Consider the following 26,892-nt stretch of genomic DNA (forward strand, 5'->3'; position numbering starts at 1 on the left):
TAGGTTTGCTTGGAATGCGACCTCAAGTGAAGGGTGCCGTCAATTGGCATGCTCAATTGAGTCCGTCTCACAGGCAATGCAAAAACTGTCGAGCGGCAAAGGGAATTACGGATTCAGTTCCGAGTATCTGATGCAGTCTATGCGCATTCGCTCTGAGGAGGTGCGGAAGCGCTTCCAGGCCCAGTATGTCAGCGAGCTACATCAATGGACTTCAAAAGGGCGCAGCCGGAATAGCTTTGTGAATCGCCCCTGATTTTCTGGCCGCAATCAACTGGCTCCACATTTCGACTGCCCTACACGGACTTCGAGACTTACTGGGCCATGAAAACTTGTCGGATATCCCAAACTGGACTGCCTACACGTAGGGCGTCAAAAGCTTTTCTCAGCTCGCTGGATTCAAGCCGAGCAAAATCACCGGCAGCTGACTTATCGGGAGCACACCATTCAGGAGTCGCTGCCAGTGAGTGATGTCGACGACAAACGAATGGCCTAGCTAAATAGATACTGCAGGAGTTTTCCTTGAGGAAAGGACAAGCTTGCCCATGGAAGTCTTTACTAGGCAGCATCTGCTTCAATCGTTTGTGCTTTGTGCGTGCCTCTATGTACTGGACTTCAACCTCAGAGATAGTGACCCCGTAGTGGCAGCAGGATGAGCAACCTTTCTTGCAGGGCGTTGAAGGCGCTATGTGTGCACCTATCTCACCAAGAAGCCCATAGACGGCCTCCAGCTTCTTCAAGGGCGATAGTTTCACCTGGCTGAGGCGATCTGCGATTGCGGACTCTTTCTTGATGAGCTTGGCAGGAAACCCCATGATTAAGCGCTCACAGGCCGTGCGGGAAAATTCTTGATCTTCTTTGAGTGCCATATCCTTTTCCCGATTAGCTGTTCTTCCTGATCGTACTGACCATTAGCCCAGGCTGGCTATAAGTGCTTACACACGTTTTTGGGCGATCGAGAGGCGTGTTTGAGGTACGTCTCAATGTCTGCTTTGAGCATGCAACTGGTGGCGACCGGCTGCAATCGGCCAAAAGCGGTCATCAGGGCTGGCTTGAATCGGGGCCGAAGGATTACGCTCTCAGCCCCATAATTGCTGGTCAGACAGTTACCACGATCTTGCCGATCTGCTGATTGGCTTCAAGGAAACGATGGGCATCCTGGATGTCGCTAAGTGCGAATGTCTTTGCGATGATCGGGCGCAACGCACCGGACTTCAACCCTTGCAGAATAAAAGCCTTCGCTCTCTCCAGGGCTTCAGGGTCGGCCACAATCTCTGCGTAGAGATAACCCTTCAAAGTCAGGCTTTTGCCCAGCACGGTAAACAGTGGGAATGGTGTCGGTTCAGAGCTGAGTGCGCCGTACACCAGCAAAATTCCGCCCCACGCCATGCTCTGCGTGAGAGGTTCAAAGGACGGCCCGCCTACAGGATCGAATACAACGCGAGCGCCTTGACCGGCAGTTATCGTCATAACACGCTCGACGATATCCTCTTCATCGCTGACGATGACATGCGCAGCGCCTGCATCAAGCAGGGCCTGCTTCTTCGCGTGAGTTCGAGTGATCGCAATCGATGTGGCGCCGACCATACGAGCCATTTGGAAGGCGGCCAAGCCAACACTGCTTGACGCGGCGGTAACGATGACAAAATCGCCCTGCAGTAGCTTCGCCTGTTCAATCAATGCCCCCCAGGCGGTGACGTACTGCATCCAAGACGCCGCAGCCTCTTCAAAGGACAAGTTCTCAGGGCTCTTTACCACCAGGTGGGCCGGTACATTGGCCAACTCGCCGTAGGTGCCCCAGCGAGCAATATCCAGAGGTGGGATCAGAGCGACCGAGTCACCAATCGTGATCTCGGTTACGTCGCTCCCAACTGCCGTTACGATGCCTGCGGCCTCGTAGCCTAAGCGGCTGGGGAACTCCGCTTCTTGTAGGTATGCGTGATTGCGGAACATCACTTCGGCTCGGTTCAAGCCAAAAGCTTTAACACTAATTTGCACCTCGTTTGCTGCTGGTGCCGATACTTCCAGATCTTCCAGCTTCAGAACGCTGGCGTCACCGTATTCATGAATTCTGACAATGCGTGCCATCATAAATACCTCGTTTATCAATGGGCCTCGACGTACATCCGGAAGGTATCCGGGCACTCGAAAGGTGACAAAAATTTAGTCATTGGTTGGCGCTAGATAAATGCCTACGATGGCGTATTACTAGAAACAGAGTGTTTATAATGGATCGCCTGACCCAGATGGCCACGTTCGTCAAAACAGTTGAGCTGGGTTCATTCAGCGCCGCTGCGGACGACCTGAATCTGTCCCCTCAATTGGTAGGGAAACAGGTGAAAATGCTCGAACAACATCTGGGTGTTTCCCTGCTGCACCGGACTACGCGCAGGCAAAGCCTCACCGACTTCGGCAGGGCGTTCTACCCGCGAGCAAAACTGATCCTTGCAGACATGCAGTCTGCCGAGAGCCTGGCTGCCCTCACTCGGGGCACACCAAGCGGCCGCCTTCGCATCAACGCGCCGGTCACGTTCGGAATCCGCACGCTTTCGCCACGCCTGCTGGAATACATGGTTCGGTATCCTCAGGTGTCTGTTGACCTAACGTTATCGAACGAACTGGTCGATATCGTTGATGATGGTTACGACGTGGTATTTCGCATCGGCGAGCTGGCGAGCAGTGGGTTGAAGGCATTGCCACTGGAGCCCTATCAGATGGTTTTATGCGCTGCGCCGTCCTATCTTGCACGTCGCCCTCCCATCATCAATCCGTGGGATCTACAGCAGCAGGAATGTCTGGGGTTTACCTATTCTGATGGCCGCTCACACTGGAGCTTCGACAGCCCGGAGGGGCGTATAGATGTTCCTATTACAAGCAAATTAACGATCAATCAAGGTGATCCACTGCTGGCAGCGGCTGTAGCTGGTCTAGGCGTGGTTCTACAGCCGATAGAGTTGGTTAGCGATGCACTGCGCGATGGGACACTGGTGCGTCTGTTGCCGCAGTACCCGGTGCCGAATACCGCAATGCACATCCTCTATGCCCCTGACCGAAGAATGACTCCAAAGCTGCGCAGCTTCTTGGAGTTTGCGCGTGAGGCTTTTGGGCAGCGAGGCCCTCTCTAACGCACGAAAATCAATGTCTGCGCTATCCGGTATTCGTAAAGGACGACGATTACCGTGGCTCACCGGATATGACCAAGCACCCCTTGCTGAGGAAGTACCTGCTGTAGCACTTCGCGGCGGAAGTCGAAGAACTGAAAGATGCCATGTTCGTTGGCTTGGGGCCGTAGGTCCAGAGCGTGCTGGACCGCCTGATCCAGGAGCGGGTTCTGAATCCCGACCGGGTGATTGCCGGCATGCTGCACCCCTCCGGAAACTGCACCTACCGGATCAACTACCTCATCGGCGACAGAAGCGCGCTGGTCCCGCACGCCACCAGCCCTGTGCCTTACGACCAGGTCCGGCGAGCATTTCGGGAGCGGTTCGTCACCGCCTGATCGAACGTCGGATGAGTGGATGCTGACGCGGGTTCAATTCCCAAACGGGAATAGAACTGGCGCCCTGTCTGATGCGCTCGGTTGGTGACCCGACCAGGGCAGAACTGGTAGGATTGCGGGCATCAAGGTCCGGATTCCGCACCTTTCCGCAGGAGTTTGCAGCGGTCGCAAGGCGCTGAGTTACATAGGTTTGGCGCAGGGTTCCACCCCACCGAGCCCCTGCAGGAGTTCGAATCGTTACGCCCCCCCAGAAACCCTCACTAGCCCGAACGGCCCGAACGGCCCGATGCTAGGTCGTTGATTTTCAACAAATCGCTCGATCGATCCGCGCTTGCGGACTGCGGACTTCCAATGGGCCGGAAATCTGGCTCGCCCAGACGGCTCTCGGTACCGACACGTTGCAAACAGTCGGTACTTCTCGATAACTACCCGACGAATCGGAACATCACAGCCAGCCCTGATGTTGCCCCTGCTTGCTGACGCAGCTTGGAAGTTCTGGCTGCAATATTGCCCCCCGTCGCTGTGGAAGGTAGCTCCCTGGGCAAGTGCAATCGAGGGGGGGATCGCTGCGTAGAGCTTGTGCCCCCCATCCTGCAGCGTGACCTGATTGGGTCAAGGCCGGGTTGTCATGCAGGCAGTTTGGCTGCAAGCAGTTCGACCTTCTCGATATTGGGCGGAGAACTGAGCAAGGTCGCGGCGTTGGCCATCAAGGCCGCGGCGATCTGGCCGTTCAGATGTGCTTGGCGACCTGCCTCATCGGCAAAGGCATCGAACACACCGAACGTCGAAGGGCCAAACTTCAATGCGAACCAGGCAGTGGTGCCGGACTCTGCGTTGGCGAGTGGCAGTGCGCTGGCCAGGAAGTCGGCAAGCGCAGCCTCCTGGCCGGGTTTGGCTTCGAGGCGAACAAACAGGGCGAGCTTGGTCATGCTGTAATCCTTGGGGTAAATGGAAAAGTGGGTGAAGGGATCGACGAGACAGCAGCCTAAGTCTTCATGATAGACATCTCTATAGGCAGTAATGACAACATTGATATCATTGTTGCCATGAAAATCCACATCCTTGTTTGTGATGGCGTGTTTGATCTGGGGCTTGCGGCCCTGACTGACACCCTTGGCTTGGCCAACGCAATGGCGGGCTCGCTGCCACAGGCTCCCGCGCCCATCGAGATCACGCTGGTGGCCGTGCGGCGTCGCATCCGGACTGCGCAAGGCTTGACGGTCCCCGTGGTCACTGCGCGTGGTGTGCCGGAACCAGACGTCGTGCTCGTGCCCGCGTTTGGTGACAAGATGCCCGACACGCTCTCGGCTCGGCTCACACGCCCCGACGTGCCCGATGCGGTCGCCGTGCTACAGCAGTGGTCCACCGCTGGCGCGCACCTTGGTGCCGCCTGCTCCGGTAGTTTCTTGCTTGCAGAGAGTGGCCTGCTTGATGGGCATCGTGCGACGACGTCATGGTGGCTGGGGCCGATGTTTCGGCAGCGCTATCCGAACGTCACGCTGGACGAGTCACGCATGATCGTGAACTCGACACACTTCACTACCGCGGGTGCCGCTTTGGCCCACGTCGACTTGGCCTTGCGCATCATCCGGGGGCGCAGTCCGGCGCTGGCGGCCCTAGTGGCACGCTATCTGCTGGTCGAGGCACGCAGTTCGCAAGCCGAGTTCGTGATTCCCGACCACCTTGCGCATGCCGACCCGATGGTGGAGCGCTTCGAGTGCTGGGCCAGAAGTCGACTCGCGCAGGGGTTCTCGCTGGCCGAGGCGGCCAGCGCCGCGGGCACAAGCGAGCGTACCTTGGCGCGGCAGCTGCAAAGCGTTTTGGGCAAGACACCGTTGTCGTATTTCCAGGACCTGCGCGTGGAGCATGCCGTCCATCTCTTGCGCACCGGAAACGCGAGCGTCGACCAAGTCGCCGCACAGGTCGGGTACTCGGATGGGGTGACCCTGCGGGCCCTGTTGCGCCGCAAGCTGGGCCGGGGTGTCAGGGAGTTGCGACGCGGTGGATGACCAGAGGCGTTTGGTGTATGTACAGCTGGAGACCGCCGGGAAACTGACGCAGGCCAAACGGCGCATTTGGACCTGATAAAACTACTGCGCCACGTTATTTGAACTGGTTTGCTAGGGTCTGTTGCCATTTCGCGCTAACCCATTGATCTATAAGAGCAAGCCCGTATCGTTGAAGCTCTGACCCAACATCGATACGAGCTTGCAATGCCCCGATTACTGCTCAGCGATGAGCATTGGTCGAAGCTGCGGGAAATTCTGCTGCACAAGGCCATCTACAACAAGCGTGATCTACGAATGACCGTGGAGGGCATGCTGTACCGCATGCGCACGGGATGTCCCTGGAGAGACCTGCCCAAGGCGTTTGGCTACTGGAATAAGGTCTACAAACGCTTCAATGCAGGCCGCAGCGGTACAAGAGGATTCACCGAAAGAATTGCTTGGCATGTTGTTCTCCTCTGTTCAAACGGACGGCGCAGCTATCGCGCGCCAGGACGGCAGCTCGTCAGGAAGATTTCTCTTCCGCCGCCGTGTCGCTGTGGGCGTGTCTTATCCTGCGGACGATCCACCAGATCGTCAGCATCACCGCAGGTACCAGAACCGCCATCACCGGCGCCACGCTGTCGTGAACGATCGGAATGCCCTTGAGCAGGTAGCCGAGAAGACTCACGACGTAATAAGAAATTGCCGCGACCGACAGGCCTTCGACGGTTTGCTGAAGGCGCAATTGCAACTTGGCCCGGTTGTTCATCGAAGCCAGCAGATCGCGGTTCTGGCGTTCAAGTTCGACGTCGATCCACGAACGCAGCAACGCGATGGCTCGGGTCAGTTTGTCGGAGAGCTTGGCCTGGCGCTCCTTTACGGATTGGCACGTCCGCATGGCTGGAGCGATGCGACGCTGCAGGAAGTCCGCCCAGGTGCTGTATCCGGATACGGCCACTTCTGAAAGCGCAGCCAGCCTTTCCTCGACGATCTCGTAGTAGGCACGGCTGGCGCCGAAGCGATAGAGATTTGCCGCGACGCCAGCTTCCAGTTCGGCGGCCAGACCGGTCAATTCGGAAAGCAGCACGTCGCTATCGCGGCGTTCTACCAAACTCGTACACATCTCGTCAGTGATCGCTGCAAGGCGCGACTCCATGCGTCGCAGCTCCGACGTCATCGATCGCGTCAACGGCAGAGACAGCAACGCCAAGGTACGGTACGTCTCGATCTCCAATAGACGTTGAGCCAGCGCACCTGCCCGCGCCGGGGTCAAATCACGAGCAAGGATGAGGATCTGCGTCAGGCCATCCTCATCCTGTCGGAAGTCGGTCAAGATGGCGGCAGAGCCGTTCTCTACCAGCGAGTAGCACAGGCTGGCAGGATCGAAGCGATCAGCCTCCTTCTCCGTTTCTGGCATCCACGGAAGAAGTCTCAAGCGGATGCCGGATACGACCGGGCCCGGAGGAACAAATCCATGTTTGAAGGGATTTTCTCCGCAAGGCTCTCCCGTCTTGGAATCCAGCGAAGCGCACCAGAGATACGTAGAGAACTCGGTGTGCTTTTCACAGTGAAGGTCTCCCTCATCCCATGTCACGCCGTGTAGCGGCGTAGCGTGGTCGGGCTCGGCAACGCCGAAGCGATGAGATAACTCGCTCATCGCCATCTGATCCCTGGCCTAGTCGCCTTCGGTCATGAAAGAGAGCTGCAATATACCGCGGGGGGCCTGAAGCAACAGATGCGGGCGCGCATGCACTTCACCCACGGCTGCAGCACGATCGGCATAGGCCGGCATGCCGTACACGGTGGCGGTCGGGGTGGGTTGTACGGTCGTCGTATTGATATTGGCCGGCTCTTTCATAACGACCTCATTTCTCATTGGTTGAAAAGCACGCTTCAAAACAAATGCCCGCAGCCATGCGTTTCACACATGGCTGCGGGCCGATCTTCATGAGCAGGCACCGCGTTACACAGTCCGTCTAACAGGCTCGCCGTATAATAGAGGCTTGTGCTGACCCTGTCAGAACGCTCTCAGCTTCCTTGCTTTCAGACGAAGGTGTACGAGCAGACCTTGTTGCCCGCCGGATCACGCAGGTAGGCTGCATAGGCACCCGGCAGGTGACCACGTGCGCCAGGTTGGCCCTCGTCAGTGCCGCCTGCGGCAAGGCCGGCGGCGTGGAAGGCATGCACTTCAGCGGGAGTGGCGACCGCAAAGCCGATCGTCACGCCGTTGCTGGAAGGCGCTTCACCATTGCCCGGGCGGGCGATGATGAAAGCCGGCTTTTCGCGACCGAAAAGTACCCATCCGTTGTTGAAAGGACCGAGGTTCTTGATGCCAAGAGCACCCAGAGCGGCGTCGTAGAACGCGACCGACTTCTGAAGGTCGGCAGCGCCGATAAAAATGTGCGAAAAGATGCCATCGCCAGAAATGACAGGAGTGGACATGATTAATTTCCTTGGTGGTTGGTGTTGAATGGGTAGTGGGCGGTCAGTAGTGGATCACCGTGCGAATCGACTTGCCTTCATGCATCAGGTCGAAGGCCTTGTTGATGTCGTCGAGGCCCATGGTGTGGGTGACGAACGGGGCGAGATCGATCTCGCCTTTCATTGCGTCCTCCACCATGCCGGGAAGTTGAGTGCGGCCCTTGACCCCGCCGAAAGCCGAGCCCTTCCAGGTGCGACCGGTGATCAACTGGAACGGGCGCGTCGAAATTTCCTTGCCTGCACCAGCCACGCCGATGACGATCGACTGGCCCCAGCCACGATGTGCTGCTTCCAGTGCCGAGCGCATCACGTTGACGTTGCCGATGCACTCGAAGGTGTGATCGACACCCCAACCGGTCATCTCGATGAGAACCTCGTGAATCGGCTTGTCGAAGTCCTTCGGGTTGAGGCATTCGGTCGCGCCGAAGGTACGAGCCAGCTCGAACTTCGCTGGATTGGTGTCGATGGCGATGATGCGACCTGCCTTGGCCTGGCGTGCCCCCTGAATCGCAGCGAGCCCGATGCCGCCGAGGCCGAAGATGGCCACAGAGTCACCCGGCTGAACCTTGGCCGTGTTGTGAACAGCGCCGATGCCGGTGGTCACACCGCAACCCAGCAGGCAGACATGCTCGGGATTGGCGTCCGGGTTGATCTTGGCCAGCGAGACTTCGGCCACCACCGTGTATTCGCTGAAGGTCGAGCAGCCCATGTAGTGGTAGATCGGCTGGCCGTTGTAGCTGAAGCGGGTGGTGCCATCGGGCATCACGCCCTTGCCCTGGGTGGCGCGCACCGCCACGCACAGGTTGGTCTTGCCGCTCTTGCAGAACAGGCACTCACCGCACTCGGCGGTGTACAGCGGGATCACGTGGTCACCCGGCTTGACCGAGGTCACGCCCTCGCCGACCTCGACCACGATGCCGGCGCCCTCATGGCCCAGCACCGCCGGGAACACGCCTTCCGGGTCCTCGCCCGACAGGGTGAAGGCGTCGGTATGGCAAACGCCGGTATTCGTGATCCTGACAAGCACCTCGCCCTTGCGCGGCGGCTCGACGTCGATCTCGACGATTTCCAGTGGCTTTCCAGGCCCGAAGGCAACTGCTGCACGTGATTTCATGATGTCGCTTCCTTTACTAGCTAACTAAATTTTCCCTCACCGAGGGCACCCTGGTGCCTCTACCGCAGGTAGGAGCGGACGATGGAGATGGTCTCGTCAATGGACTTGTTCTGCGAATCGCTCCTGATTTCGCTACTGGGAAACTCTTCCCGTAGATAGCTCTCCATAACCGTTGCCATCAATCCGTTGTCAGCCCCACGAACAGCTGCAAGCTGCTGAAGAATTGCAGGGCATTCAGCACCTGCATCGAGCGCTTGCTTCTTTTCTTCCGGGCCATGTGGCACTCACCGCTTTTCACTCCAGATAAGCGGGGCCTGACGCCGAAGAGACAGGCCCTCAACTCATTAGAATTCCTGCACGGTTGGGCGCAGAACGATCTCGTTAATATCCACGTCAGCAGGCTGCTCAATTGCGAAGGCGATAGCTCGAGCGACCGATTCGGCGGGAATTGCATGCTTGTAGAAGTCCACCACGAAATCGCGGCTCTGTTGGTGGGTGCTGCCGAATTTCAGTTCGGAGTCCACGGCGCCCGGTTCGATAGTCGTGGTGCGGATGCTGCCACCGACTTCGTGACGCAGTCCTTCGGAGATAGCCCGCACAGCAAACTTGGTGCCGCTGTACACGGTGCCACCTGGGCTGAACACCTTCAGGCCTGCAACCGATGCGATGTTGATGAAGTGACCACTGTTTTGTTTCTGGAAGACTGGCAATGCAGCCGCGACTCCGTACAGCAGACCCTTGATGTTGATATCGATCATGCGATCCCACTCGTCAGTGCGAGCATCGCTGAGCGGTGCAATCGCCATCAGTCCGGCATTGTTGACCAGTACATCAATGCGACCGTAGGTGTCCACGGCACCTTGAATGAGCGTTTTGACCTCTTCCTGAGAGGTAACATCGGTCTGATACGCGATTGCCTGACCACCTGCATTGATCAGCTCAGCCACCAATGCGTCGAGTTTATCTTTGCGACGTGCAGCCAGCACTACGCGAGCGCCAAGCGCAGCAAGGTGGCGCGCAGTAACCTCACCCAGGCCGCTACTGGCACCGGTGATAACGACAACTTTTCCAGAAATGTTATTGCTCATGCTGAGAACCTCATCGGCGGGTTTGTACTTCGCCATGGCTGGTTAACCTGGCAGTGCGCAAACTTTAGACCCATGATTGATCTCAATAAATGGAAATGATTAGATTATGCTATTCCTGAAAATGGAATAAATGAGAGGGGCAACATGCTTAACCGCATGGAGATGGTTAGGATTTTTTGCACAGCAGCAGAGGCAGGTAGCTTCCGCCAAGCGGCAACTCGATTAGGCATCTCCCCACAAGGGGTGACTCGAGCCATTCAAGCCCTGGAAACTGAGCTTGGCGAATCACTGTTCCACCGCAATACCCGCCAGGTGAGCATCACTGCTTTCGGTCAGGATTACGCCAAAGATGCCAGGTCAGCTCTGGATCATTTCGATACGCTATTCCGGTCGCACAGGACGGAGCCTGAGCTGTCAGGTAGGGTGGGGATTACGGCTCCACATGCTATTGGCAGGCGCTTCCTGATACCGTTTCTTCAGCCCCTGGCCGCTGCACATCCTGACCTGCAATTCGATCTCCGCTTGGAAGATCAGATGACTGATGCTGTTGAGGCGCATATCGATATTGGTATCAGGGTGGGGGTTATTCGCGACCGGCGCTACGTTGCACGTGCCTTAGCTCCCGTGCCGTTTTACGTTGTCGCGTGCCCGTCTCTCATAGGCCAAAAGACACCACCTAAATCTTTGGATGCCTTAGCTAAGCTGCCACTTTCAGTCCTGATCGACCGGAAAAATGGCCGCCCTTGGCCTTGGCTATTTGCCGACGGGCAAACGTTCACGCCCAGGCAGCCAGCTCTTATCTGTGATGATCCAGATACGGAATTGGAAGCCACCCTGGCAGGCATGTGTTTTGGCCAAATTCCTGCCTATCTGGCTGAGCCTCATCTGCGGTCAGGAAAGCTGGTTGCTGTTTTGGCTGATCTCGCTCCAGCGCCATGGGATCTGTTCATATACCGCCCGCAGCAGGGTCCTGTATCGAAGCGGGTGCGATTGGTGTACGACCACCTTAAGCAGGCTTTCTCAAACCCCAAGCTATTTCCCCAGGGCCTGGGGACATAGCTTGAATACCTGCCAGCAATCGTCCGCTTTTGGCCCAGAGTGTGTAAAAACACTTTCACATCTTGTATGCCCCAGCCCACTGCGCCTGGGCGTAGTGATTTCCCGAGCATTTGCCACGATCAGCGCCGGTGGCGCGTCAGAGCGCTTATAAAGCACTGTGGTACCTCTTGGGACAGTAAAAACCGGGGCTTTTACGCCGTCATCGCCTTCAATAAGCCTTCGGTACCCATGATTTTCATCACCCGCTTCAAATTATAGGCAAGCACATTCAAGCTCATTTCTGCACTCACCCCGTTCAGCTTTCGGGTCAGGAAGTGCGTTGCGCCCATCCACTGCTTGAGCGTCCCGAAGGGATGCTCAACAGTCCGTTTTCGAACCTTCATCATCTCTGGTGCTTGGTTTAACCGGCGCTGCATTTCCTCCAGCACAGCCTCATTTTCCCAGCGCCTTACGCGACGATTTGTGCTTAGCGTGCACTGGGTTTTCAGCGCGCAACTCTGGCACTTTGAACTCCGCTGCCGCGCGTCATCATCGAACGGGCATCTGGGTCGGTCAGCGAAACCTGTTTGTCAGGGGAATCGTTGAGCTGAGTTTCGATCCCCTGAAGCTCTTTCATCTGCGCTTTGAGCTTGGCGATTTTGTCTTCCAGGCTGGCAGTGTCTGGCGCGGAGGCGCTAGGATTCTGTCGATCAGCCGCATCGAGCGATGCCAAGTAACGGCTGATGCTCGTCTCTATTTCTTCCATGCGCCGCTTCAGTTCGGCGCTGGTGAAATTCCGGTCGCGGTTGTTCACCGCCTTGAATTTACTGCCGTCGATGGCAACTAGGTTTTCGCTAAAAAGTCCCAGCTGCTGGCAGAGCAAAACGAACTGGCGGCAGGCGCCGCGAATGGCTTTGCTGTTGTCTTTTCGGAAGTTGGCGATGGTCTTGAAGTCGGGCATCAATCGCCCGGTTAACGACATGAGTTCGACGTTGCGCTGAGCTTCTCGCTCAAGACGCCGGCTCGATTGAATGCGGTTTAGATAGCCGTAGATATAGATCTTCAGCAGGATCGCAGGGTGGTAAGCCGGTCTTCCGGTTTCAGCTGGAATGACGCCATCAAAACCTAGCGTGCCTAGGTCGAGCTCGTCGACGAAGACATCGACCACACGTACCGGATGGTATCACTGACGTAGTCGTCGAGGCTTTCGGGAAGTAAGGTGCTTTGACCTCGGTGTTCACCCTGGATAAACCGTTTCATGGGCGTCCCTTGCGCTGAGATTCTCGGACATAGCAAGGCTTTGCCGGTGCGTTTTTACACACTCTGGGCCGAAAAAAGCCTCTGACGACTGACAGCATGTGCCAAATGCCTTGAGCCCAGGCTTCGGGCAGAACCCGGCCTGTGACTCGCGGCTGGAGTATGGCTTATCAGCGCCTCCCTACTTCAACGCCGCTACGATAGCGTCGTTGAACACGGGGATGTCGTTGGGGTTACGCGAAGTGATCAAAGTCCATCCATTGGCTTGGCATTGCTTTACTTCAACATCTATCCAACCAGCAGCACCGGCATTTTCCAGATCGAGCCTGACGCTGGGGTAAGACGTGAGGGTCTTGCCAGCTATGACCCCAGCGTTGATTAGCAACCACGGCCCATGGCAAATCGCAGCGATTACTTTGCCTGATTCGGCGAACTCCTTGGCCAGGCGCTGGGCATTTTCATCCAGTCGAAGCGTGTCGGCGTTGACCGTTCCGCCTGGAATCACAAGCGCATCAAAGTCCGAAGCGTCGAGCCCAGCCAGCGCAACCTGAGACTCGACAGTGCGATCTTTCTCAGTGTCCTGAACGAACGTCTGGGTAGTGCCGCCGTCACTTGAGCCATGGGCGACCAGGGCGCCATGCGCCTTAAGCGTTTCAAGCGGTTTCACCAGCTCATCGCGCTCGATACCCGTATTCGAGGTGATGAATAGTACTTTTTTGCCTGCCAGTTGATTACTCATGGTGGTCACTCAGTCCTCTCATCAAGGTAAAAAAGGAGGCGTGCGGGTGACACTTCATCCGACGCGTTGAAGATGGGAGGTCAGAGCGGTTTTGAAAGTTCATCCGCATTCGTCTTGAGCAGAATGCAATGGATGAAGCCAGGAACGTCGGGGGATTTCACATTCGAGCCTGCAAAAATTGAGCAGGTTATAAACATCATTTGCGTGACTCTGGGCCACGAGTAGTAGGGTTTTCTTCGCCCTGACCCTGGGACGGCACACGGTTCTCGGATTGCTGAAAGTGCGCGAGCAGGAGCGCAAATGAGTGACTTGGCAGTCGAGTATCCGGTGTGAGACGGGGCAATTGAACTATGGCTAGTTCTGGCTTTTGCCGCCCTTTGCAACGGGATGCCTGAATACCTTCACTGACCGCATAGGCCACTCTGTCGCGGGCATCTTACTCAGGGCTAATGGGTTCGGATTCACTGGTACAGAACAACGCCATCTTGTTGCCATCCGGATCTCGCAGTTTGCGAATGCTTGAATCTTAGCGGTCTCCATTGGGCATCTCGATTTGTCTGCAAAAACGGAAAGTTTAGTCCAGTGTCGAGCAACGGCGACGTGCGCTTCAATAGAGGAAAATGGTCGTTTTAGAGCTGTTGCATCAGCCTCGAACGCGGTACCGCCCGTCAGGCTTTGACCAGTTTTCCTGAACAACGAGCGTTGCATGGGAGACGAACCAAGGTAGGAGCGAAAGCGCAATCGGCGCTCCTTTGAACTGACTTGGAGAACCCAGATGAAAGCAATCGTCTACAACGGCCCGCGTGACGTCAGCGTCCAGAACGTCCCAGATGCGAAGATCGAGAGACCAACGGATGCTCTCGTTCGAGTCACATCCACGAATCTTTGTGGTTCCGATCTGCACATGTACGAAGGCAGAACCACCTTCGAGACGGGTCGAGTCTTCGGTCACGAGAACCTCGGTGAGGTGGTCGAGGTAGGTGCAGGAGTTGAGCGCGTTAAGGTTGGAGACATGGTCTGCTTGCCCTTCAACATCGGCTGTGGTTTTTGTGAAAACTGCGAGAAAGGACTTACCGGCTATTGCTTGACCGCCAATCCAGGCAGCGCTGGTGCCGCCTACGGCTTTGCAGAGATGGGCACTTATGACGGTGGCCAGGCCGAGCTGCTGCGAGTTCCCTTCGCGGACTTCAACTGTCTCGTGCTGCCTGAGGATGCGAAGGAGCGCGAGGACGACTACGTCATGCTCTCCGACATTTTCCCCACGGGATGGCACGCAACAAGGCTGGCGGGGCTGCAACCAGGCGAGTCCATTGCCATCTACGGCGCAGGCCCGGTCGGCTTGATGGCGGCGCACTCCGCGCTTATCCAAGGCGCTTCGCAGGTCTTCGTAATAGACGATCAACCAGACCGCTTGAAACTGGCTGCCCAGATGGGGGCCACGCCAATCAATTCCGTCGAGCAGAAGGCTGTCGATGAAATCCTGAATTACACCGATGGTAAAGGCACGGATCGTGGGTGCGAATGCGTGGGCTACCAGTGCTGCGACAAACATGGCCACGAGGTGAATCACCTGACCATGAACAACCTCGTCGCCTCGACCAAGGCAACCGGTGGTATCGGAGTAGTCGGGGTATTCGTTCCCCAAGATCCGGGTGCCAAGAACGAGTTAGCCAAAGAAGGGAAGATGGCTTTCGACTTCGGTTCCTTCTGGTTCAAAGGGCAGAAAATCGGCACCGGGCAAGCCAACGTCAAGGCGTACAACCGCCAGTTGGCTGAGCTAATTCATCACGGGCGTGCCGCACCCTCGCAGATCGTTTCCCATCGATTGAAGCTGGATGATGGCCCAAGTGCTTATAAGCACTTCGATGCACGAGACAAGGGGTGGACGAAGGTTGTGATGAAGCCTGCGGCTTAGTGTTTTGAGTAGCCGTCTCCTGCTCGGGGCGGCTACCCGGATGCTGTATCGTTCGAATCCATGCGAGCATCAATGATGCTCAGGCAGGATCCAAGTTTCGCCGGTCATGAAACGTCGTTCTGAGCGACTCATGGCGACTTTGGAAATCTGCCAATCGCCATGCTGTTCCTAAGCTTGAGTACCGACGGCTTGTGATCCTGATGAGAGAACGAATCGAATCTGCCAACCAGCAGCATCTTGTATTAGTCAGTTAGCAATGGATCTAAGGATTATTGCTGCGTGAGCTCCAGTCGCTGCCTTATGGTGAATCATCTCTATGGTATCGCGACTGACCGCTATTGGCCCAGAGTGTGTAAAAACGCTTCGTCAAAATTGAAGTACTCGCGTCTACGTGAAATCTGGAGTTTATCGGCACGTCAGCAAATGTGGATTTCTCCCAGATGCACGATTTCTAGCTTGTGTTTGAGTACCTGCCGCACTTGAAAACGTTTTTACACAGTCTCGGCCGGTACCTGCCTAACGCGACAGGCAGATACCGGCCGGGAGTCGCCAGTAGCATCGGGCTGGAGTTGGCCACTTTCACCTGCTGATACCGTCAGCTTCTGCGCCAGTTGATCCTCGGCACCGCAACACGGACAATCCTGTACAAGAATACAGTGATCGCTACCATGTCCGTCTCGTTAGCCCCTGAGCTTTACTACCTCAGCAATTTCCGTACGGCACTCGCCTGGGTGGCTGAGCGCTATGCAGATCTACTGGCGGATGAAGAACGTGCCTTTCTCGACACCTTCAATACCCTGCCCTGGCCATCCCAGGCCTTGCTGGTGCGCATGATTAGCGCAAGGGCTGTCATTTTCGTCTGAGCAAGCTCGTTTACCCCGAGATCGGCGACTGCCTGGCTGCTGCCGATCCACTGCTTGAACAGGGATGGATCACCGAGCAGGCGCTGCTCACAGCCGATGAGATTGCCGAGCTGCTGCGCAAGGATGAGGTGCTGACTCATATGCCGCTCACAGACCGCCGCGCGGCGCAGAAAAAGGCCGAGCTCGAACAACTGCGCGCAATGGAGCTACCTGCCCAGACCTTCACGGACTGGTGCCCTATGTTGGATGATCAGTTACTCAGCCTGATGGTGGGCGAGTTGTGTGATCGTTTGCGCCTGATGTTCTTTGGCAATCTGGCTCAGGACTGGTCCGAGTTCGTGCTGACGGATCTGGGCATCTACCGTTACGAATCGGTGGACATAGGCCCGGAGTCACGTGGTTTTCAGTGCCGCCAGGATCTTGAAGATTACCTGCACCTGCGCCAGTTACGCGTCAGCGTTGAGCAAGGCGCAGACCTGGCGGACATTGTGCCGCCGTTGCTGGCGTTCAGTTCAAGCAACCCATACCTTTGCAGTCGCCAATCGCGCCTGCTGTTTCAGATCGCCCAGCAACTGGAGAAGAGCGGTGAGCTGGAGCAGGCCCTGCTGCTTTATCAGCAAAGCGCGCATGGCGAAGCCCGCTGGCGACAGATTCGCGTACTGGAACAACTGGGGCGCGATGCCGAGGCCTATGATCAGGCCCTGGCCTTTAGCCAAACCCCAGGCAGCGATGAAGAAAGCCAGCGCCTGGAACGAGCCCTCACCCGCCTGCAGCGCAAGCTCGGCCTGCAGATGGTGAAAAAGCCCAAGGCTGCGAGCGAAACCCGCATCGACTTGGTATTGCCGGCGCCGACACATGGCAGTGTGGAGATAGCTGTGCGTGATCACCTGCAGCAGGATGATGCTCCGGTGCACTATGTGGAAAATACCCTGCTCTGCAGCCTGTTCGGCTTGCTGTGCTGGGAGGCGATCTTCGCACCGCTGCCGGGGTCATTTTTTCACCCGTTCCACAGTGGCCCGGTGGACCTGCACAGCCCGGACTTTTATGCGCGCCGCCAACACCTGTTCAAACGCTGTCTACTGCAACTTGAACAACCCGACTACAGGCAATTGGTCAAGGCCCGGTATCAGGAAAAGTTCGGCCTGCAATCACCCTTCGTCTTTTGGGGCATGCTCGATGAGGCGCGCCTGGAACTAGCCCTGCAGTGCATTCCCGCTGCACACCTGCACGCCTGTTTTACCCGCCTGCTGCGAGATCTGAAAGCCAACCGCGCCGGCATGCCCGATCTGATCCAGTTTTATCCGCAGGAACATCGCTACCGGATGATTGAGGTCAAAGGCCCCGGCGACCGCCTGCAGGACAACCAGAAACGCTGGCTCAGTTTCGCGGCTGAGCACGGTATCGCCGTTGTAGTTTGCTACGTGCGCTGGGCTGAGGCATGAGCTATCGGGTAGCGGTGCGGGCACTGTGCGAGTTCACCGCCAAGGAAGGTGACCTGGATCTGCGCTTCACCCCTTCCCCCACCGCTCAGGAAGGCATGGCTGGGCACCAGACAGTGGTTGATCGGCGGGGAGACGGCTATATCGCCGAGTTACCTCTAAGTGGCAGCTACCCCGGCCTGCTGGTCAGCGGCAGGGCCGACGGGTACGATCCGCAAGAGCGGCGCCTAGAAGAGATCAAAACCCACCGTGGCGATATCAGCCGCATTCCGGCCAACCACCGGCTGCTGCATTGGGCGCAGGTCAAGGTCTACGGCTGGCTGCTCTGCCAGCAGCTTGAGCTGGAAGAGTTGGAATTGGCTGTGATGTATTTCGACGTGATGAGTCACGCCGAGCATGCCTTCAGCGACCACTTCACAGCCGCTGAACTGGAAGACTTCTTCAATCAGCAGTGCCAATTGTTTCTGAGCTGGGCTGAACAGGAAGAAGCACACCGCATCAAGCGTGACGAGCATCTGCAGAGCATCAGTTTTCCCTACCACTCAGGAAGTCCCGTCCTGAGCGGGGCGAACTACAGGATAAGAACATGCCAAACAATTCTTTCGGTGAATCCTCTTGTACCGCTGCGGCCAGCGGCCTCGTGCAGGTGCGTGGCGCGCGCGAGAACAACCTCAAAGAGGTGGACGTCTCCATCCCGCGGAATGCGCTGGTGGTGTTCTCGGGTGTCTCCGGCTCCGGGAAGTCCTCGCTGGCCTTCGGCACCATCTATGCCGAGGCGCAGCGACGCTACTTTGAGTCGGTGGCCCCCTATGCACGGCGCCTGATCGACCAGGCGGGCGTGCCGGATGTAGATGCGATCGACGGCCTGCCACCAGCGGTGGCGCTGCAGCAGCAGCGGGGGTCCAGCAATGCGCGTTCCTCCGTGGGCAGTGTGACCACCCTGTCCAGCCTGGTGCGGATGATGTATTCGCGCGCCGGCGCCTATCCCGCCAACCAGCCGATGCTGTACGCCGAGGATTTTTCGCCGAACACGCCGCAGGGGGCGTGCCCGACCTGCCACGGCTTGGGTCATGTGTACGAGGTGTCCGAGGCGATCATGGTGCCCGACCCCTCCCTGAGCATCCGTGAGCGGGCGATTGCTTCCTGGCCACCCGCCTGGCAGGGCCAGAACCTGCGCGACATCCTGGTCAGCATGGGCTACGACGTTGACCGGCCGTGGAAGGACCTGCCGAAAAAGGATCGCGAGTGGATTCTGTTCACCGAGGAAACACCAACGGTGCCGGTGTACGCCGGTTTCACGCCTGCCGAAACCCGCACCGCGCTCAAACGCAAGATGGAGCCGAGCTACATGGGCACCTTCACCGGCGCCCGGCGGTATGTGTTGCACACCTTCGCCAATACCCAGAGCGCGCTGATGAGAAAGCGCGTATCCCGGTTCATGGAGGGCAAGCCGTGCCCCACCTGCCACGGCAAGAGGCTCAAGCCCGAAGCGCTGTCGGTCACCTTCGCTGGGGTGGACATCGGCGCGTTTATGCAGATGCCGCTGGACCACTTGGCGGCATTGCTCGAACCCATCGCACAGGGCGATTTCCGCGCCCATGCAGCGGGTGCGGCTACGGACAAGGAAGCGACCCGGCGCGAGCGTGCCGAACGCGCTGCCACCGGCCGTGCGGTCCATGCGGTATCGCCCGACGTGCGCCGTACCTCCGCGCTGTCGGAAGAAAAGCGCCTCGCCGCACAGCGCCTGGCTGGAGGCGTGATGGCGCGCCTGCGCCAACTGCGCGGGCTAGGCCTGGGCTACCTGACGCTGGACCGGGCCACGCCGACGCTTTCGGCCGGCGAGTTGCAACGCTTGCGGTTGGCCACGCAATTAAGTTCCCTGCTGTTCGGCGTCGTGTACGTACTCGACGAACCCTCGGTGGGCCTGCATCCCTCCGACAGCCAGGCCCTGTACGATGCACTCGACCGGCTGCGCGACGCGGGCAACTCGGTGTTTGTGGTGGAGCACGACCTGGACCTGATGCGCCGCGCGCAATGGCTCGTGGATGTCGGGCCGGATGCCGGGGAGCGTGGCGGCCGCGTGCTCTACAGCGGCGAGCCGGATGGCCTGCGCAAGATTGCCGAATCGCGTACTGCACGTTACCTGTTCGACGAAATTCCCGCACCCGGAAGCCGAGCACGCGAAGCGACCGGCTGGTTGGAGCTGCAGGGCATCCACCGCCATAACCTGCATGGCGTGGATGCGCGCATTCCGCTGGGCGTGCTGACAGCCGTTACCGGCATCTCTGGCTCCGGCAAATCCAGCCTCGTCGCGCAGGCCCTGCCGGAATTGGTGCTGCTGCACCTGGGCCACGAGCCTGAAGACGATGCCGCCGAAAGCGCCACCAGCGAAGGGCCGGCAGTGGTCGAAGCGACCGGCGGCCATCTGGCGGGCGACGTGGACGCCATACAGCGCCTGGTGCAGGTGGACCAGAAGCCGATCGGGCGCACGCCGCGGTCGAACCTGGCTACCTACACGGGTCTGTTCGACCATGTGCGCAAGCTGTTCGCCGCCACGCCCGATGCTCGACGCCGCCGCTATGATGCCGGACGGTTCTCGTTCAACGTCGCCAAGGGGCGCTGCGAGACTTGCGAGGGCGAGGGTTTCGTTAGCGTGGAACTGCTGTTCATGCCCAGCGTGTACGCGCCGTGCCCGACCTGCCATGGCGCGCGCTACAACGAGGCCACGCTGAAGGTGCAGTGGAACGGGCGCAACATCGCCGAGGTGCTGCAGATGACCGTGGACGATGCCAGCGAATTCTTCGCGGGTGAAGACGCGGTGGCAAGGCCCCTGCAACTGCTGCGCGACATCGGACTGGGCTATCTGCGCCTGGGGCAACCGGCCACTGAGCTTTCCGGTGGCGAGGCGCAGCGCATCAAGCTGGCGACCGAGCTTCAGCGCAGCCAGCGCGGCCGAAGCCTGTACGTGCTCGACGAGCCGACCACCGGGCTGCACGCGTCGGATGCCGACCGGCTGCTGGTGCAGTTGCAGCGCCTGGTCGATGCCAGCAATACCGTAGTGATGATCGAGCACGACATGCGTGCGGTGGCCCAAGCCGACTGGGTGATCGACGTAGGGCCAGGCGCGGGCGCTGCCGGCGGCAGCATCGTGGTGGCGGGTTCCCCTCAGCAGGTGGCCCGAAAGTCTGGCAGCCGAACCGCTCCGTTCCTTGCACGGGAGTTGGCGCGGGTCGAGTAGCTTAGTTCGCCAAATGTTGCCAGCTTCGCGGGGCATTGATCGTCGCCACACGGTGGTGACGGTCGCTGCCCGAGTCGCGTCATCCTTCCTGAGTCAGAGCAAGATAGGGATTGTTGGGCGGTATTTCGGCGAATACCAAGGACCCATTTTCGAGGAGGTAGCCATGCAGTCGGCGGGACTTCCTCGGGCCCGTGACTTCACAGGTCCAAATGTTCAGGCCATTTGGGTGCTTGCGGTATAGCTGCAGTTTCTAAAAGCGCTTTTGCACCCACTGCCAATCCGGTTGCTTGTCCTGCCTGACCAGCGCATCCACCTGGGGATGTTCCTACGCATAGCGCTGGAACACGCTGGGACTGACCAGGTAGGCGGTGTCGCTCACCGTATGCACGAGCGCCTTGGCGTCGTTGATGATGAGTCGCCGCGCGGCGACTCCCTGTTGCAGCCACGTCATGAAATGCTCCCCGGATGGTATCGCGACTATTGGAGTTGATGCAGGTCCAGGCGCAGGGGTAAGTGGCAAGGGAGACGCTGCGGCTGTGGTTGGGGCAGGGACTTTCTCCACTGGATCTTCACCCTTCCCCATGTCGGCCGTGCGATCCAATCCAACCATCGCCAGCATGTCCTCCATGACGTCAGGCACGGGCGGGGCCGCAGTCGGCAAGGCGGTATCGCTGCGAGGGCATTCCCAAGGGGGAGTCTCCAGACCTTCGGGGGTTGGCTGCCCCACGACCGCGGGCGGTGTGCCTGGTGCACTGCCGTTGGTTTCCGCTGGCGTCGTGTCGATCGCCACCGTGCCTGCGAAAAGCGCTGGCCGCTCGCCGGATTCCCAGATCAGCGCGGGCGCGAGGCGCAACAGGGTGAACGAGTAGGACCAGCCGGTCGCACTGGTCACGGTCGCGCGCCAGACCGCCTTGCCGTCTGAGGTGGGCTGGAGCATGCCGTGGTTCTGCAGCACGTTGAAGACGGCGGTGTTGTTCACAGGAATGCCGTCGATCCCCTGAGACAGCAGGTGCGCGCGCAGCTTGTCCGAGACAGTCTTGCTCACCAGCCACAGCCCATCCTCAGTGAGCCAGCCATCGGAGGCTTCCGGCTGATTCAGCTTCAACGGTTCCTTGAGCAGGAAGCGCAGCCCGTCCAGCAGCTTGCGTTGCAGCGCGTGCCTGGGCGCGGCCATGGCGCGCGCGGGATCGCCGCCCAGTTCCTGTGCCACAGAAGCGCGATCAGCCTGCACGACCAGTTCACTCAGCACGCCGGCGTGCTCGTACTGCCCGGCCAAGACGTAGAGCAATGGTGCCCACAGAGACGGATAGCCGCTGAGCCAGTCTAGGAGCGGACCATCGAGCAATTGGCGGTAGAGCAGCCCTGTTGCGGCGCTGTGCAACCGGTACTCGCGGTCTTCGCGGTAGCGGAAGCGGTACGACTGGTGCAGCGGGCCGTGCCAGGGATGCCACAGCGAGCCGTCTGCCAGCTCGACCAGCAGATCGACGGCCACCTTGCCGATGTCGTGCAGCAGCGCGGCGTAAGCAACGGCGGCGGTCCAGGCTTCCGACTGCGCCGCCTGGTCTTCGGGGCTGGCGCCGATGGGCAACAGATGGGACTGCCGCAGCTTGAGCGCATAGGCGACGATCTCCAACCCGTGATCCAGCATGCCGCCGGGGTAAGCGTGATGATGGCTCTCGGAAGCGGGGAATTGCTGGACCAGCTCGGCGTAGCGCTCCAGCGGCGTGCGGTACAGCGTGGCGAACTGCCGGCGCGACAGCGACGTGCGCTGCCAGATGTGTTCCAGCAGCTTCTGTCGGCGCGGTGTCGCCAGCAGCGATGCGGCCGATTCGGGCCGTAGCAGCCCTTTGGGGAGGTCGGTGGCGGGCGCTGGTGATGGTGCAGTGACCGGAGGCCGTTTTCGCTGGAACAGGGAGAGCATGTGGGTGTCCTCTGGGGGGGCGGCCGGGATGCCTTTTCGCCTTTTCGAGGTAGGGCCTTTCCCCTTGCACCCCCATTCCCTTGCCGTTTCGGCCCTTTGGCCTTTAACCGCTTCGGTATAGCGGGAAATGGGATGCGGCTCCAGCGTCAATGGGGAACCCGCTGGAATGGAATGGTCAGCGTCCTTCAGGTCACGCTCGATGCCGTAGAGCTTGTTGATCAGGCTCAGCGCCACGTCGGCACGCCCAGTCTTGCCCTTGGGCTGCACCTTTTGGGCTTCGACGAACTTGCGTCGCGCATGCGCCCAGCAGCCCAGGCGTTCGATGCCGTCGCGTGCAGCCACGGCGTTGTAACCGGCGTAGTCGTCGGTCATCAGGTAGCCGCGGTAGCCATCGAGCAGGCGTAGCGGCACCTCCTGCGCGCGGCTGGCTGTGTAGTCGAAAAGGATCACCGGCTTGTCCGGCGGCCCACCGCTTTGCACCCACATCCAGGATTGTGCCGAGGGGTCGCGTCCCGGTTCATGCAGCACCTGCAAGCGCGTTTCGTCGCAGTGCAACACGGGGTAGTCCAGCAGCTTGTCGCGCATCAGGTTGAGCAACGGTTGCAGTTGCTCGCCACTTTGGATCACCCAACGCGCCAGGGGCTGGCGTGGGATGTCGACGCCGTGGCGGCTGCCCCCTAAAGAAGGTTGGCCGTAGAAGAGCACTTGAAGGGCTTCGCGTCCCTCTCTGGAGTGTGCTGTCTTTTGCGTGTACAGCCCCTGGTTTCAGCGTTGTCAAGTGGCAGTTTTGCTATAGGAGCGTTTTTTCCGCGCACCGCATCACTGGTAATGCTGTTCGATCACTCGAAGCTTCGGATGATCTGATCGTTATTTGGTCACATTGCTGTTTTTGACATCGGCAAAGACTGAAATCAGTCAGAAATACAAGGGTGTGCAGCCCTAGATTCTTTCTTGCAGCGCCTTGAAGAAGGCATCGATATTCTCATCGTGGCGTTTGTAGTAGGTCCAGGGGCCGATCCGCTGCGATGTCACCAATTGCGCGCGCTGTAGAGCTGCGAGATAAAGCGATGTCGTTGACTGCGAGAGGCCCGTGCGCTCTTGGATGATACTGACGCACACGCCTACCGTTTCTGGGTCGACTTCCTGCTCGGGAAAGACTGTCCTGGGATCCTTGAGCCAATTGAGGATGGCAAGGCGCGTCGGGTTCGCCAATGCTTTCAGGGCTTCGTTGACGTCAATAATCATGAATTTTTTGAGACCTGTTTTTTTCGATATCTAGATATCTTCCTGATTCGCGCATCAAATTGGAAGGCTTCGCCATGATCTCTGCGCGCCAGCCCGTCGCAATGACGGGCTGGTTTGGACTGGAATCCTATTGTCCTGTCAGGTAGGACTATCGGGCACCTGTGCGCCGAATTGCGGGACGATATGTTTGCCAAGTTCCTCGATAACCTCTGCTGCGGGGCGTTTACCATACTTGAGGTTCAGGATGACGTGATCTACACCGATTTCCTGAAGTGTATCCAGCAAGGCCCGCAGGTGGTTACGTCCCAGTCGGAATCCTAGATGGATAGGCGAGGGCGGCGTGGATGGGTGTTCGTCCAGGTCGATATACAGCGATTGCAAGAACGGCTTGTAGATAGTGCCACATTGTTTAGCCGTTTCCTGTCGCCAATCTTCCACGATGAGTTGCTGCATTTTTGGCGGACGTGGATAGTTGATCCATCCATGGCTTTCACGCGCGATCCAATCGAGCGGCTGGCGGCTGTGTCCGGTTACGAATAGCGGTATTTCCCGAGTCGTAGGTTTGGGAACGAGATCGGCCCCCAGTAACTCGCCGTGACTCCAGCGAATGGGCTCGAAGTGTGTTCGATGGGCTTGGCGTATCACATTGAGGTTTTCTTGAAAGGTCTCGCCACGCTGTTCTGGATCAACGCTGAATGCGGGAAACTCCACGGGACGATCGCCAGAGGCTACTCCCAGGAGCAAGCGACCTCCGCTCAACTGATCAATGCTCGCTGCGGCCTTTGCCGTGTGCAAGGGATTACGCAAAGTAAGGGCGATGGAGGCGGTGCCTAGTGCGATTTTTGTTGTATGGGCTGCCATGTAGCCCAGATACACCCAAGGGTCGAAAACCTGGCCGACATCGCCGAAGCTTGGGTCCCTGAGCGGCACGTCGCGAAACCAGAGCGCCGAAAAACCAAGTGCCTCTGCACGTTTGGCCAGCGCGACCTGATCTAACATGCTCGGTGTATCACCTTCGAAAGCCTCCAGGGGAAAGAACAGCCCAAGGCTTAGATGACCCTGCCTGAAGGTTCGTTTGAATCCCCTATGCTCTTGGTAGGGGATCGTGCTCGGTTGGTACATGCTTAACTTCCTCGGTCAGCAAACGCAAAGCCACGCCCCTGAGTTATGGGGCGTGGCTCTGAGCGTTTAGGATTTGTAAGTCGGGTAGTCGGTGTAGCCCTTATCGGTACCGCCGTACATGCTGCTTGGATCAACTGGGTTAAGCGGCCAGTTGTTGGCGATACGAGCGGGCAGGTCGGGGTTCGCAATGAAGGGGCGGCCAAAAGCGATCAGGTCGCCCCAGCCAGCTTTTATCACGCGATTTCCTCGTTCAGCGGTGTACTTGCCGGCATAGATAATCTTGCCGCTGAAGGTCTTACGAACAGCTTCCCGGAACGTCTCAGGCAGCTCGGGTGCGTTTTCCCAATCGGCTTCGGCGAGCGACAGGTAGGCAATGCCTACTTCCTCGAGGATCTTCACTGCCTCGATGTAGGTTTGGTGAGGATCTTCTTCGACCAGGCCAAGGTAGACGCGGTCTTCGTCTGTGGTCGCGAACAGCGGGGCGAAGCGAACGCCAACGCGCTCCTTGCCGACGACACCAGCAACGGCGAGGGTGATTTCGCGCAGGAAGCGAAGACGGTTCTGCAGCGAACCGCCATATTCATCATCACGCTGGTTGGTATGCGCCGAAATGAACTGGTTTACCAGGTACCCATTCGCGCAGTGAAGCTCCACCCCGTCAAAACCTGCGTCCAAAGCATTTCGGGCTGCTTGGGCGTAGAGCTCAACCAGTTCCTTTACCTCCTTGGTGGACAGGGCTCGTGGGGTCGAAGGGTCGGCCAGTGTACCCGTGCCGGGGCCAGTTTCGATGAACACCTTGACGTTGTCCGCGCGGATGGCTGATGGCGCGACGGGCGCTTCACCACCGGGTTGCAGCGACGTGTGCGACACGCGGCCCACATGCCAAAGTTGAGCAAAGATCACCCCCCCTTCGGCGTGAACAGCGTCGGTGACCTTACGCCAGCCTTGTATCTGTTCCGGGCTATGAATGCCAGGTGTCCAGGCATAACCCTGTCCTCGGGGTTCGATCTGTGTGCCCTCGGTCACCATGAAGCCAGCACCGCTGCGCTGACGGTAATATGTGGCCATTAGGTCGTTCGCAATATTGCAGGGTTGGGAGCTGCGTGAACGCGTCAGTGGCGGCAGAACGATACGGTTCTTGAGGGTGTATGGGCCCAGCTGAGTGGTTTTGAAAAGTTCTGTTTGTGCCATTTTGTTTACCTGCATATCTAAAATAGCCGATGTCCTGGGTCAAGAAATATGGATCAACGAGGTCGGAAGAGTCCGAGCGGTCCAGGTCACGAAGGCGCGCTGTGCGCCCTGCACCGCGCGGGCGACGTCGGCAGCTGTGGCGTTGATAATGGCGAGGGCTTCACCGTATTCGTCCGAAACTCACTGGTTGTCAATAAACAGGCCGTAGCTGCTGTCGGGAAGGTGATTCGGATGGGTATCGCTGGAATCTTTCATGGGACTACCTTCTGGGGTTTCTAGCGCGGTTATGGGTAGACTATTCCCGATATTCATATATGTCAATATATTAATATTGCTTCCGGCACGTACGCATGGTTCCACGCCCTTGCAGCTCACTTCTGGATCAGCTGGGAGCGCGCCGTGCTTCGCGCCAGGGTTGCCTATGCAGCCAGCTCCCTTGATTTTTTCATTAAGGAGGCTGGTTGCATCAGGTATTGATGTTTGCGTTGATGTGCAGATGAAGTTAGAACGGCGCGTCAATATCGATGACGCTAATCAGCTTGTGATTGACGAATTCCTTGATGCCCAAAGCCTGCAAGCGATGCTGACTTTTCAAAGCTGAGAGATACAGTGCCTGCTCGAATGCGTGCGGACGCCGTGGCCCTTAATGATCAGCGAGACTTGGATCGTAGGTCTGAGGTCGCTGACGGCTGAGGTGATGTGGTCATTTCAGCGGACAATCAGAGGAATTCCTCAGGCCATAGAGCGTTTGTATCTA

The 26,892-nt window shown here is 58.3% G+C and carries 19 protein-coding genes and 8 pseudogenes; 12 read left to right on the forward strand and 15 right to left on the reverse strand.

Annotated features, from left to right (window positions below; translation table 11 throughout):
* Positions 1-253 (forward strand): hypothetical protein (locus NA647_RS18875; RefSeq protein ID WP_256059069.1); only part of this gene is annotated, 253 nt, incomplete at its 5' end.
* A 58-nt stretch (positions 254-311) separates the two neighbouring features.
* Here the strand turns inward: NA647_RS18875 and NA647_RS18880 are convergent.
* Both NA647_RS18880 and NA647_RS18885 read right to left on the reverse strand, forming a co-directional pair.
* On the reverse strand, positions 312-866 hold the full coding sequence (locus NA647_RS18880; RefSeq protein ID WP_256059070.1) for a YkgJ family cysteine cluster protein: 555 nt from the start codon (positions 864-866) through the stop codon (positions 312-314).
* A 229-nt stretch (positions 867-1,095) separates the two neighbouring features.
* The gene (locus NA647_RS18885) at positions 1,096-2,085 is read right to left on the reverse strand and encodes a zinc-dependent alcohol dehydrogenase family protein (RefSeq protein ID WP_256059076.1); all 990 of its coding nucleotides are present in this window, start codon (positions 2,083-2,085) and stop codon (positions 1,096-1,098) included.
* A gap of 140 nt (positions 2,086-2,225) precedes the next feature.
* Here NA647_RS18885 and NA647_RS18890 point away from each other — a divergent pair, with 140 nt between their 5' ends.
* Both NA647_RS18890 and NA647_RS18895 read left to right on the forward strand, forming a co-directional pair.
* Entirely contained in the window at positions 2,226-3,122 is an 897-nt protein-coding gene (locus tag NA647_RS18890) for a LysR family transcriptional regulator (protein ID WP_013970892.1), read from the forward strand.
* Positions 3,123-3,298: 176 nt separating this feature from the next.
* Entirely contained in the window at positions 3,299-3,496 is a 198-nt protein-coding gene (locus NA647_RS18895) for a hypothetical protein (RefSeq protein ID WP_023082110.1), read from the forward strand.
* A 626-nt stretch (positions 3,497-4,122) separates the two neighbouring features.
* On the opposite strand, the gene NA647_RS18900 is transcribed toward NA647_RS18895, so the two are convergent.
* The gene (locus NA647_RS18900; protein ID WP_007182542.1) at positions 4,123-4,425 is read right to left on the reverse strand and encodes a putative quinol monooxygenase; all 303 of its coding nucleotides are present in this window, start codon (positions 4,423-4,425) and stop codon (positions 4,123-4,125) included.
* A 117-nt stretch (positions 4,426-4,542) separates the two neighbouring features.
* Here NA647_RS18900 and NA647_RS19730 point away from each other — a divergent pair.
* The 3 genes and pseudogenes from NA647_RS19730 to NA647_RS18910 all read left to right on the forward strand — a co-directional run.
* Positions 4,543-5,073: pseudogene (locus NA647_RS19730) on the forward strand (DJ-1/PfpI family protein); the annotation flags it as partial.
* Between the two features lie 123 nt (positions 5,074-5,196).
* Complete coding sequence (locus NA647_RS19735; RefSeq protein ID WP_423836495.1) at positions 5,197-5,505, forward strand: helix-turn-helix domain-containing protein; 309 nt, start codon at positions 5,197-5,199, stop codon at positions 5,503-5,505.
* Positions 5,506-5,709: 204 nt separating this feature from the next.
* A pseudogene (locus NA647_RS18910) lies at positions 5,710-5,904 on the forward strand (transposase); the annotation flags it as partial.
* Between the two features lie 103 nt (positions 5,905-6,007).
* On the opposite strand, the pseudogene NA647_RS18915 reads toward NA647_RS18910, so the two are convergent.
* From NA647_RS18915 to NA647_RS18940, 5 genes and pseudogenes are all read right to left on the reverse strand, one after another.
* A pseudogene (locus NA647_RS18915) lies at positions 6,008-7,342 on the reverse strand (DUF3422 family protein).
* Between the two features lie 185 nt (positions 7,343-7,527).
* Positions 7,528-7,926 carry a VOC family protein gene (locus NA647_RS18925; RefSeq protein WP_036993209.1) on the reverse strand — a complete coding sequence of 133 codons (399 nt, stop codon included), beginning with the start codon at positions 7,924-7,926 and terminating at the stop codon, positions 7,528-7,530.
* Positions 7,927-7,969: 43 nt separating this feature from the next.
* Positions 7,970-9,079 carry an S-(hydroxymethyl)glutathione dehydrogenase/class III alcohol dehydrogenase gene (locus tag NA647_RS18930; RefSeq protein WP_003291553.1) on the reverse strand — a complete coding sequence of 370 codons (1,110 nt, stop codon included), beginning with the start codon at positions 9,077-9,079 and terminating at the stop codon, positions 7,970-7,972.
* Positions 9,080-9,138: 59 nt separating this feature from the next.
* Positions 9,139-9,363, reverse strand: a complete 225-nt coding sequence (locus tag NA647_RS18935) for a metal-sensing transcriptional repressor (RefSeq protein ID WP_013970887.1) — start codon at positions 9,361-9,363, stop codon at positions 9,139-9,141.
* 60 nt (positions 9,364-9,423) lie between these two features.
* The gene (locus NA647_RS18940; protein WP_046618274.1) at positions 9,424-10,167 is read right to left on the reverse strand and encodes an SDR family oxidoreductase; all 744 of its coding nucleotides are present in this window, start codon (positions 10,165-10,167) and stop codon (positions 9,424-9,426) included.
* A gap of 144 nt (positions 10,168-10,311) precedes the next feature.
* Here NA647_RS18940 and NA647_RS18945 point away from each other — a divergent pair, with 144 nt between their 5' ends.
* Positions 10,312-11,226 (forward strand): LysR family transcriptional regulator, encoded by a 915-nt coding sequence (locus tag NA647_RS18945; protein ID WP_003291547.1) that lies wholly within the window; start codon positions 10,312-10,314, stop codon positions 11,224-11,226.
* A 191-nt stretch (positions 11,227-11,417) separates the two neighbouring features.
* On the opposite strand, the pseudogene NA647_RS18950 reads toward NA647_RS18945, so the two are convergent.
* A pseudogene (locus NA647_RS18950) lies at positions 11,418-12,465 on the reverse strand (transposase).
* A gap of 178 nt (positions 12,466-12,643) precedes the next feature.
* On the reverse strand, positions 12,644-13,201 hold the full coding sequence (locus NA647_RS18955) for a type 1 glutamine amidotransferase domain-containing protein (RefSeq protein WP_044315387.1): 558 nt from the start codon (positions 13,199-13,201) through the stop codon (positions 12,644-12,646).
* 775 nt (positions 13,202-13,976) lie between these two features.
* Here NA647_RS18955 and NA647_RS18960 point away from each other — a divergent pair.
* The 4 genes and pseudogenes from NA647_RS18960 to NA647_RS18975 all read left to right on the forward strand — a co-directional run bounded on the left by NA647_RS18960 (position 13,977) and on the right by NA647_RS18975 (position 20,656).
* Entirely contained in the window at positions 13,977-15,116 is a 1,140-nt protein-coding gene (locus NA647_RS18960) for a glutathione-independent formaldehyde dehydrogenase (protein ID WP_003291480.1), read from the forward strand.
* 668 nt (positions 15,117-15,784) lie between these two features.
* Positions 15,785-17,421: pseudogene (locus NA647_RS18965) on the forward strand (VRR-NUC domain-containing protein).
* A pseudogene (locus NA647_RS18970) lies at positions 17,418-17,996 on the forward strand (ATP-dependent DNA helicase); the annotation flags it as partial. The pseudogenes NA647_RS18965 and NA647_RS18970, both read left to right, overlap by 4 nt.
* Positions 17,997-18,004: 8 nt before the next feature.
* Positions 18,005-20,656, forward strand: coding sequence for an excinuclease ABC subunit UvrA (locus NA647_RS18975; RefSeq protein ID WP_256059074.1), 2,652 nt, complete (start codon positions 18,005-18,007; stop codon positions 20,654-20,656).
* A 79-nt stretch (positions 20,657-20,735) separates the two neighbouring features.
* On the opposite strand, the pseudogene NA647_RS19740 reads toward NA647_RS18975, so the two are convergent.
* The 5 genes and pseudogenes from NA647_RS19740 to NA647_RS19000 all read right to left on the reverse strand — a co-directional run.
* Positions 20,736-21,131 (reverse strand): annotated as a pseudogene (locus NA647_RS19740) (conjugal transfer nickase/helicase domain-containing protein); the annotation flags it as partial.
* A 309-nt stretch (positions 21,132-21,440) separates the two neighbouring features.
* Positions 21,441-23,249, reverse strand: a pseudogene (gene mobH / locus NA647_RS19745) (MobH family relaxase); the annotation flags it as partial.
* 267 nt (positions 23,250-23,516) lie between these two features.
* Positions 23,517-23,822: an ArsR/SmtB family transcription factor gene (locus tag NA647_RS18990; RefSeq protein WP_049326338.1), complete on the reverse strand. Its 306-nt coding sequence runs from the start codon at positions 23,820-23,822 to the stop codon at positions 23,517-23,519.
* A 138-nt stretch (positions 23,823-23,960) separates the two neighbouring features.
* Positions 23,961-24,944: an LLM class oxidoreductase gene (locus NA647_RS18995; protein WP_063543695.1), complete on the reverse strand. Its 984-nt coding sequence runs from the start codon at positions 24,942-24,944 to the stop codon at positions 23,961-23,963.
* A gap of 66 nt (positions 24,945-25,010) precedes the next feature.
* Entirely contained in the window at positions 25,011-26,135 is a 1,125-nt protein-coding gene (locus NA647_RS19000) for an alkene reductase (protein WP_256059077.1), read from the reverse strand.
* A 421-nt stretch (positions 26,136-26,556) separates the two neighbouring features.
* On the opposite strand from NA647_RS19000, the gene NA647_RS19005 reads away from it, so the two are divergent.
* Positions 26,557-26,736: a hypothetical protein gene (locus NA647_RS19005; protein WP_256059075.1), complete on the forward strand. Its 180-nt coding sequence runs from the start codon at positions 26,557-26,559 to the stop codon at positions 26,734-26,736.
* The last annotated feature ends 156 nt before the right edge of the window (positions 26,737-26,892 follow it).

The organism is Stutzerimonas stutzeri (assembly GCF_024448985.1).
In the GTDB taxonomy this organism is placed as follows: Bacteria; Pseudomonadota; Gammaproteobacteria; order Pseudomonadales; family Pseudomonadaceae; genus Stutzerimonas; species Stutzerimonas stutzeri_AP.

Coding starts and splice junctions, on each gene's coding strand:
- NA647_RS18885 (WP_256059076.1), bottom strand. CDS start 2,085: ATGGCACGCATTGTCAGAATTCATGAATACGGTGACGCCAGCGTTCTG.
- NA647_RS18945 (WP_003291547.1), top strand. CDS start 10,312: ATGCTTAACCGCATGGAGATGGTTAGGATTTTTTGCACAGCAGCAGAG.
- NA647_RS18930 (WP_003291553.1), bottom strand. CDS start 9,079: ATGAAATCACGTGCAGCAGTTGCCTTCGGGCCTGGAAAGCCACTGGAA.
- NA647_RS18880 (WP_256059070.1), bottom strand. CDS start 866: ATGGCACTCAAAGAAGATCAAGAATTTTCCCGCACGGCCTGTGAGCGC.
- NA647_RS19005 (WP_256059075.1), top strand. CDS start 26,557: ATGCAGCCAGCTCCCTTGATTTTTTCATTAAGGAGGCTGGTTGCATCA.
- NA647_RS18990 (WP_049326338.1), bottom strand. CDS start 23,822: ATGATTATTGACGTCAACGAAGCCCTGAAAGCATTGGCGAACCCGACG.
- NA647_RS18900 (WP_007182542.1), bottom strand. CDS start 4,425: ATGACCAAGCTCGCCCTGTTTGTTCGCCTCGAAGCCAAACCCGGCCAG.
- NA647_RS18955 (WP_044315387.1), bottom strand. CDS start 13,201: ATGAGTAATCAACTGGCAGGCAAAAAAGTACTATTCATCACCTCGAAT.
- NA647_RS18960 (WP_003291480.1), top strand. CDS start 13,977: ATGAAAGCAATCGTCTACAACGGCCCGCGTGACGTCAGCGTCCAGAAC.
- NA647_RS18995 (WP_063543695.1), bottom strand. CDS start 24,944: ATGTACCAACCGAGCACGATCCCCTACCAAGAGCATAGGGGATTCAAA.
- NA647_RS18890 (WP_013970892.1), top strand. CDS start 2,226: ATGGATCGCCTGACCCAGATGGCCACGTTCGTCAAAACAGTTGAGCTG.
- NA647_RS19000 (WP_256059077.1), bottom strand. CDS start 26,135: ATGGCACAAACAGAACTTTTCAAAACCACTCAGCTGGGCCCATACACC.
- NA647_RS18975 (WP_256059074.1), top strand. CDS start 18,005: ATGCCAAACAATTCTTTCGGTGAATCCTCTTGTACCGCTGCGGCCAGC.
- NA647_RS18940 (WP_046618274.1), bottom strand. CDS start 10,167: ATGAGCAATAACATTTCTGGAAAAGTTGTCGTTATCACCGGTGCCAGT.
- NA647_RS19735 (WP_423836495.1), top strand. CDS start 5,197: ATGGTGGAGCGCTTCGAGTGCTGGGCCAGAAGTCGACTCGCGCAGGGG.
- NA647_RS18925 (WP_036993209.1), bottom strand. CDS start 7,926: ATGTCCACTCCTGTCATTTCTGGCGATGGCATCTTTTCGCACATTTTT.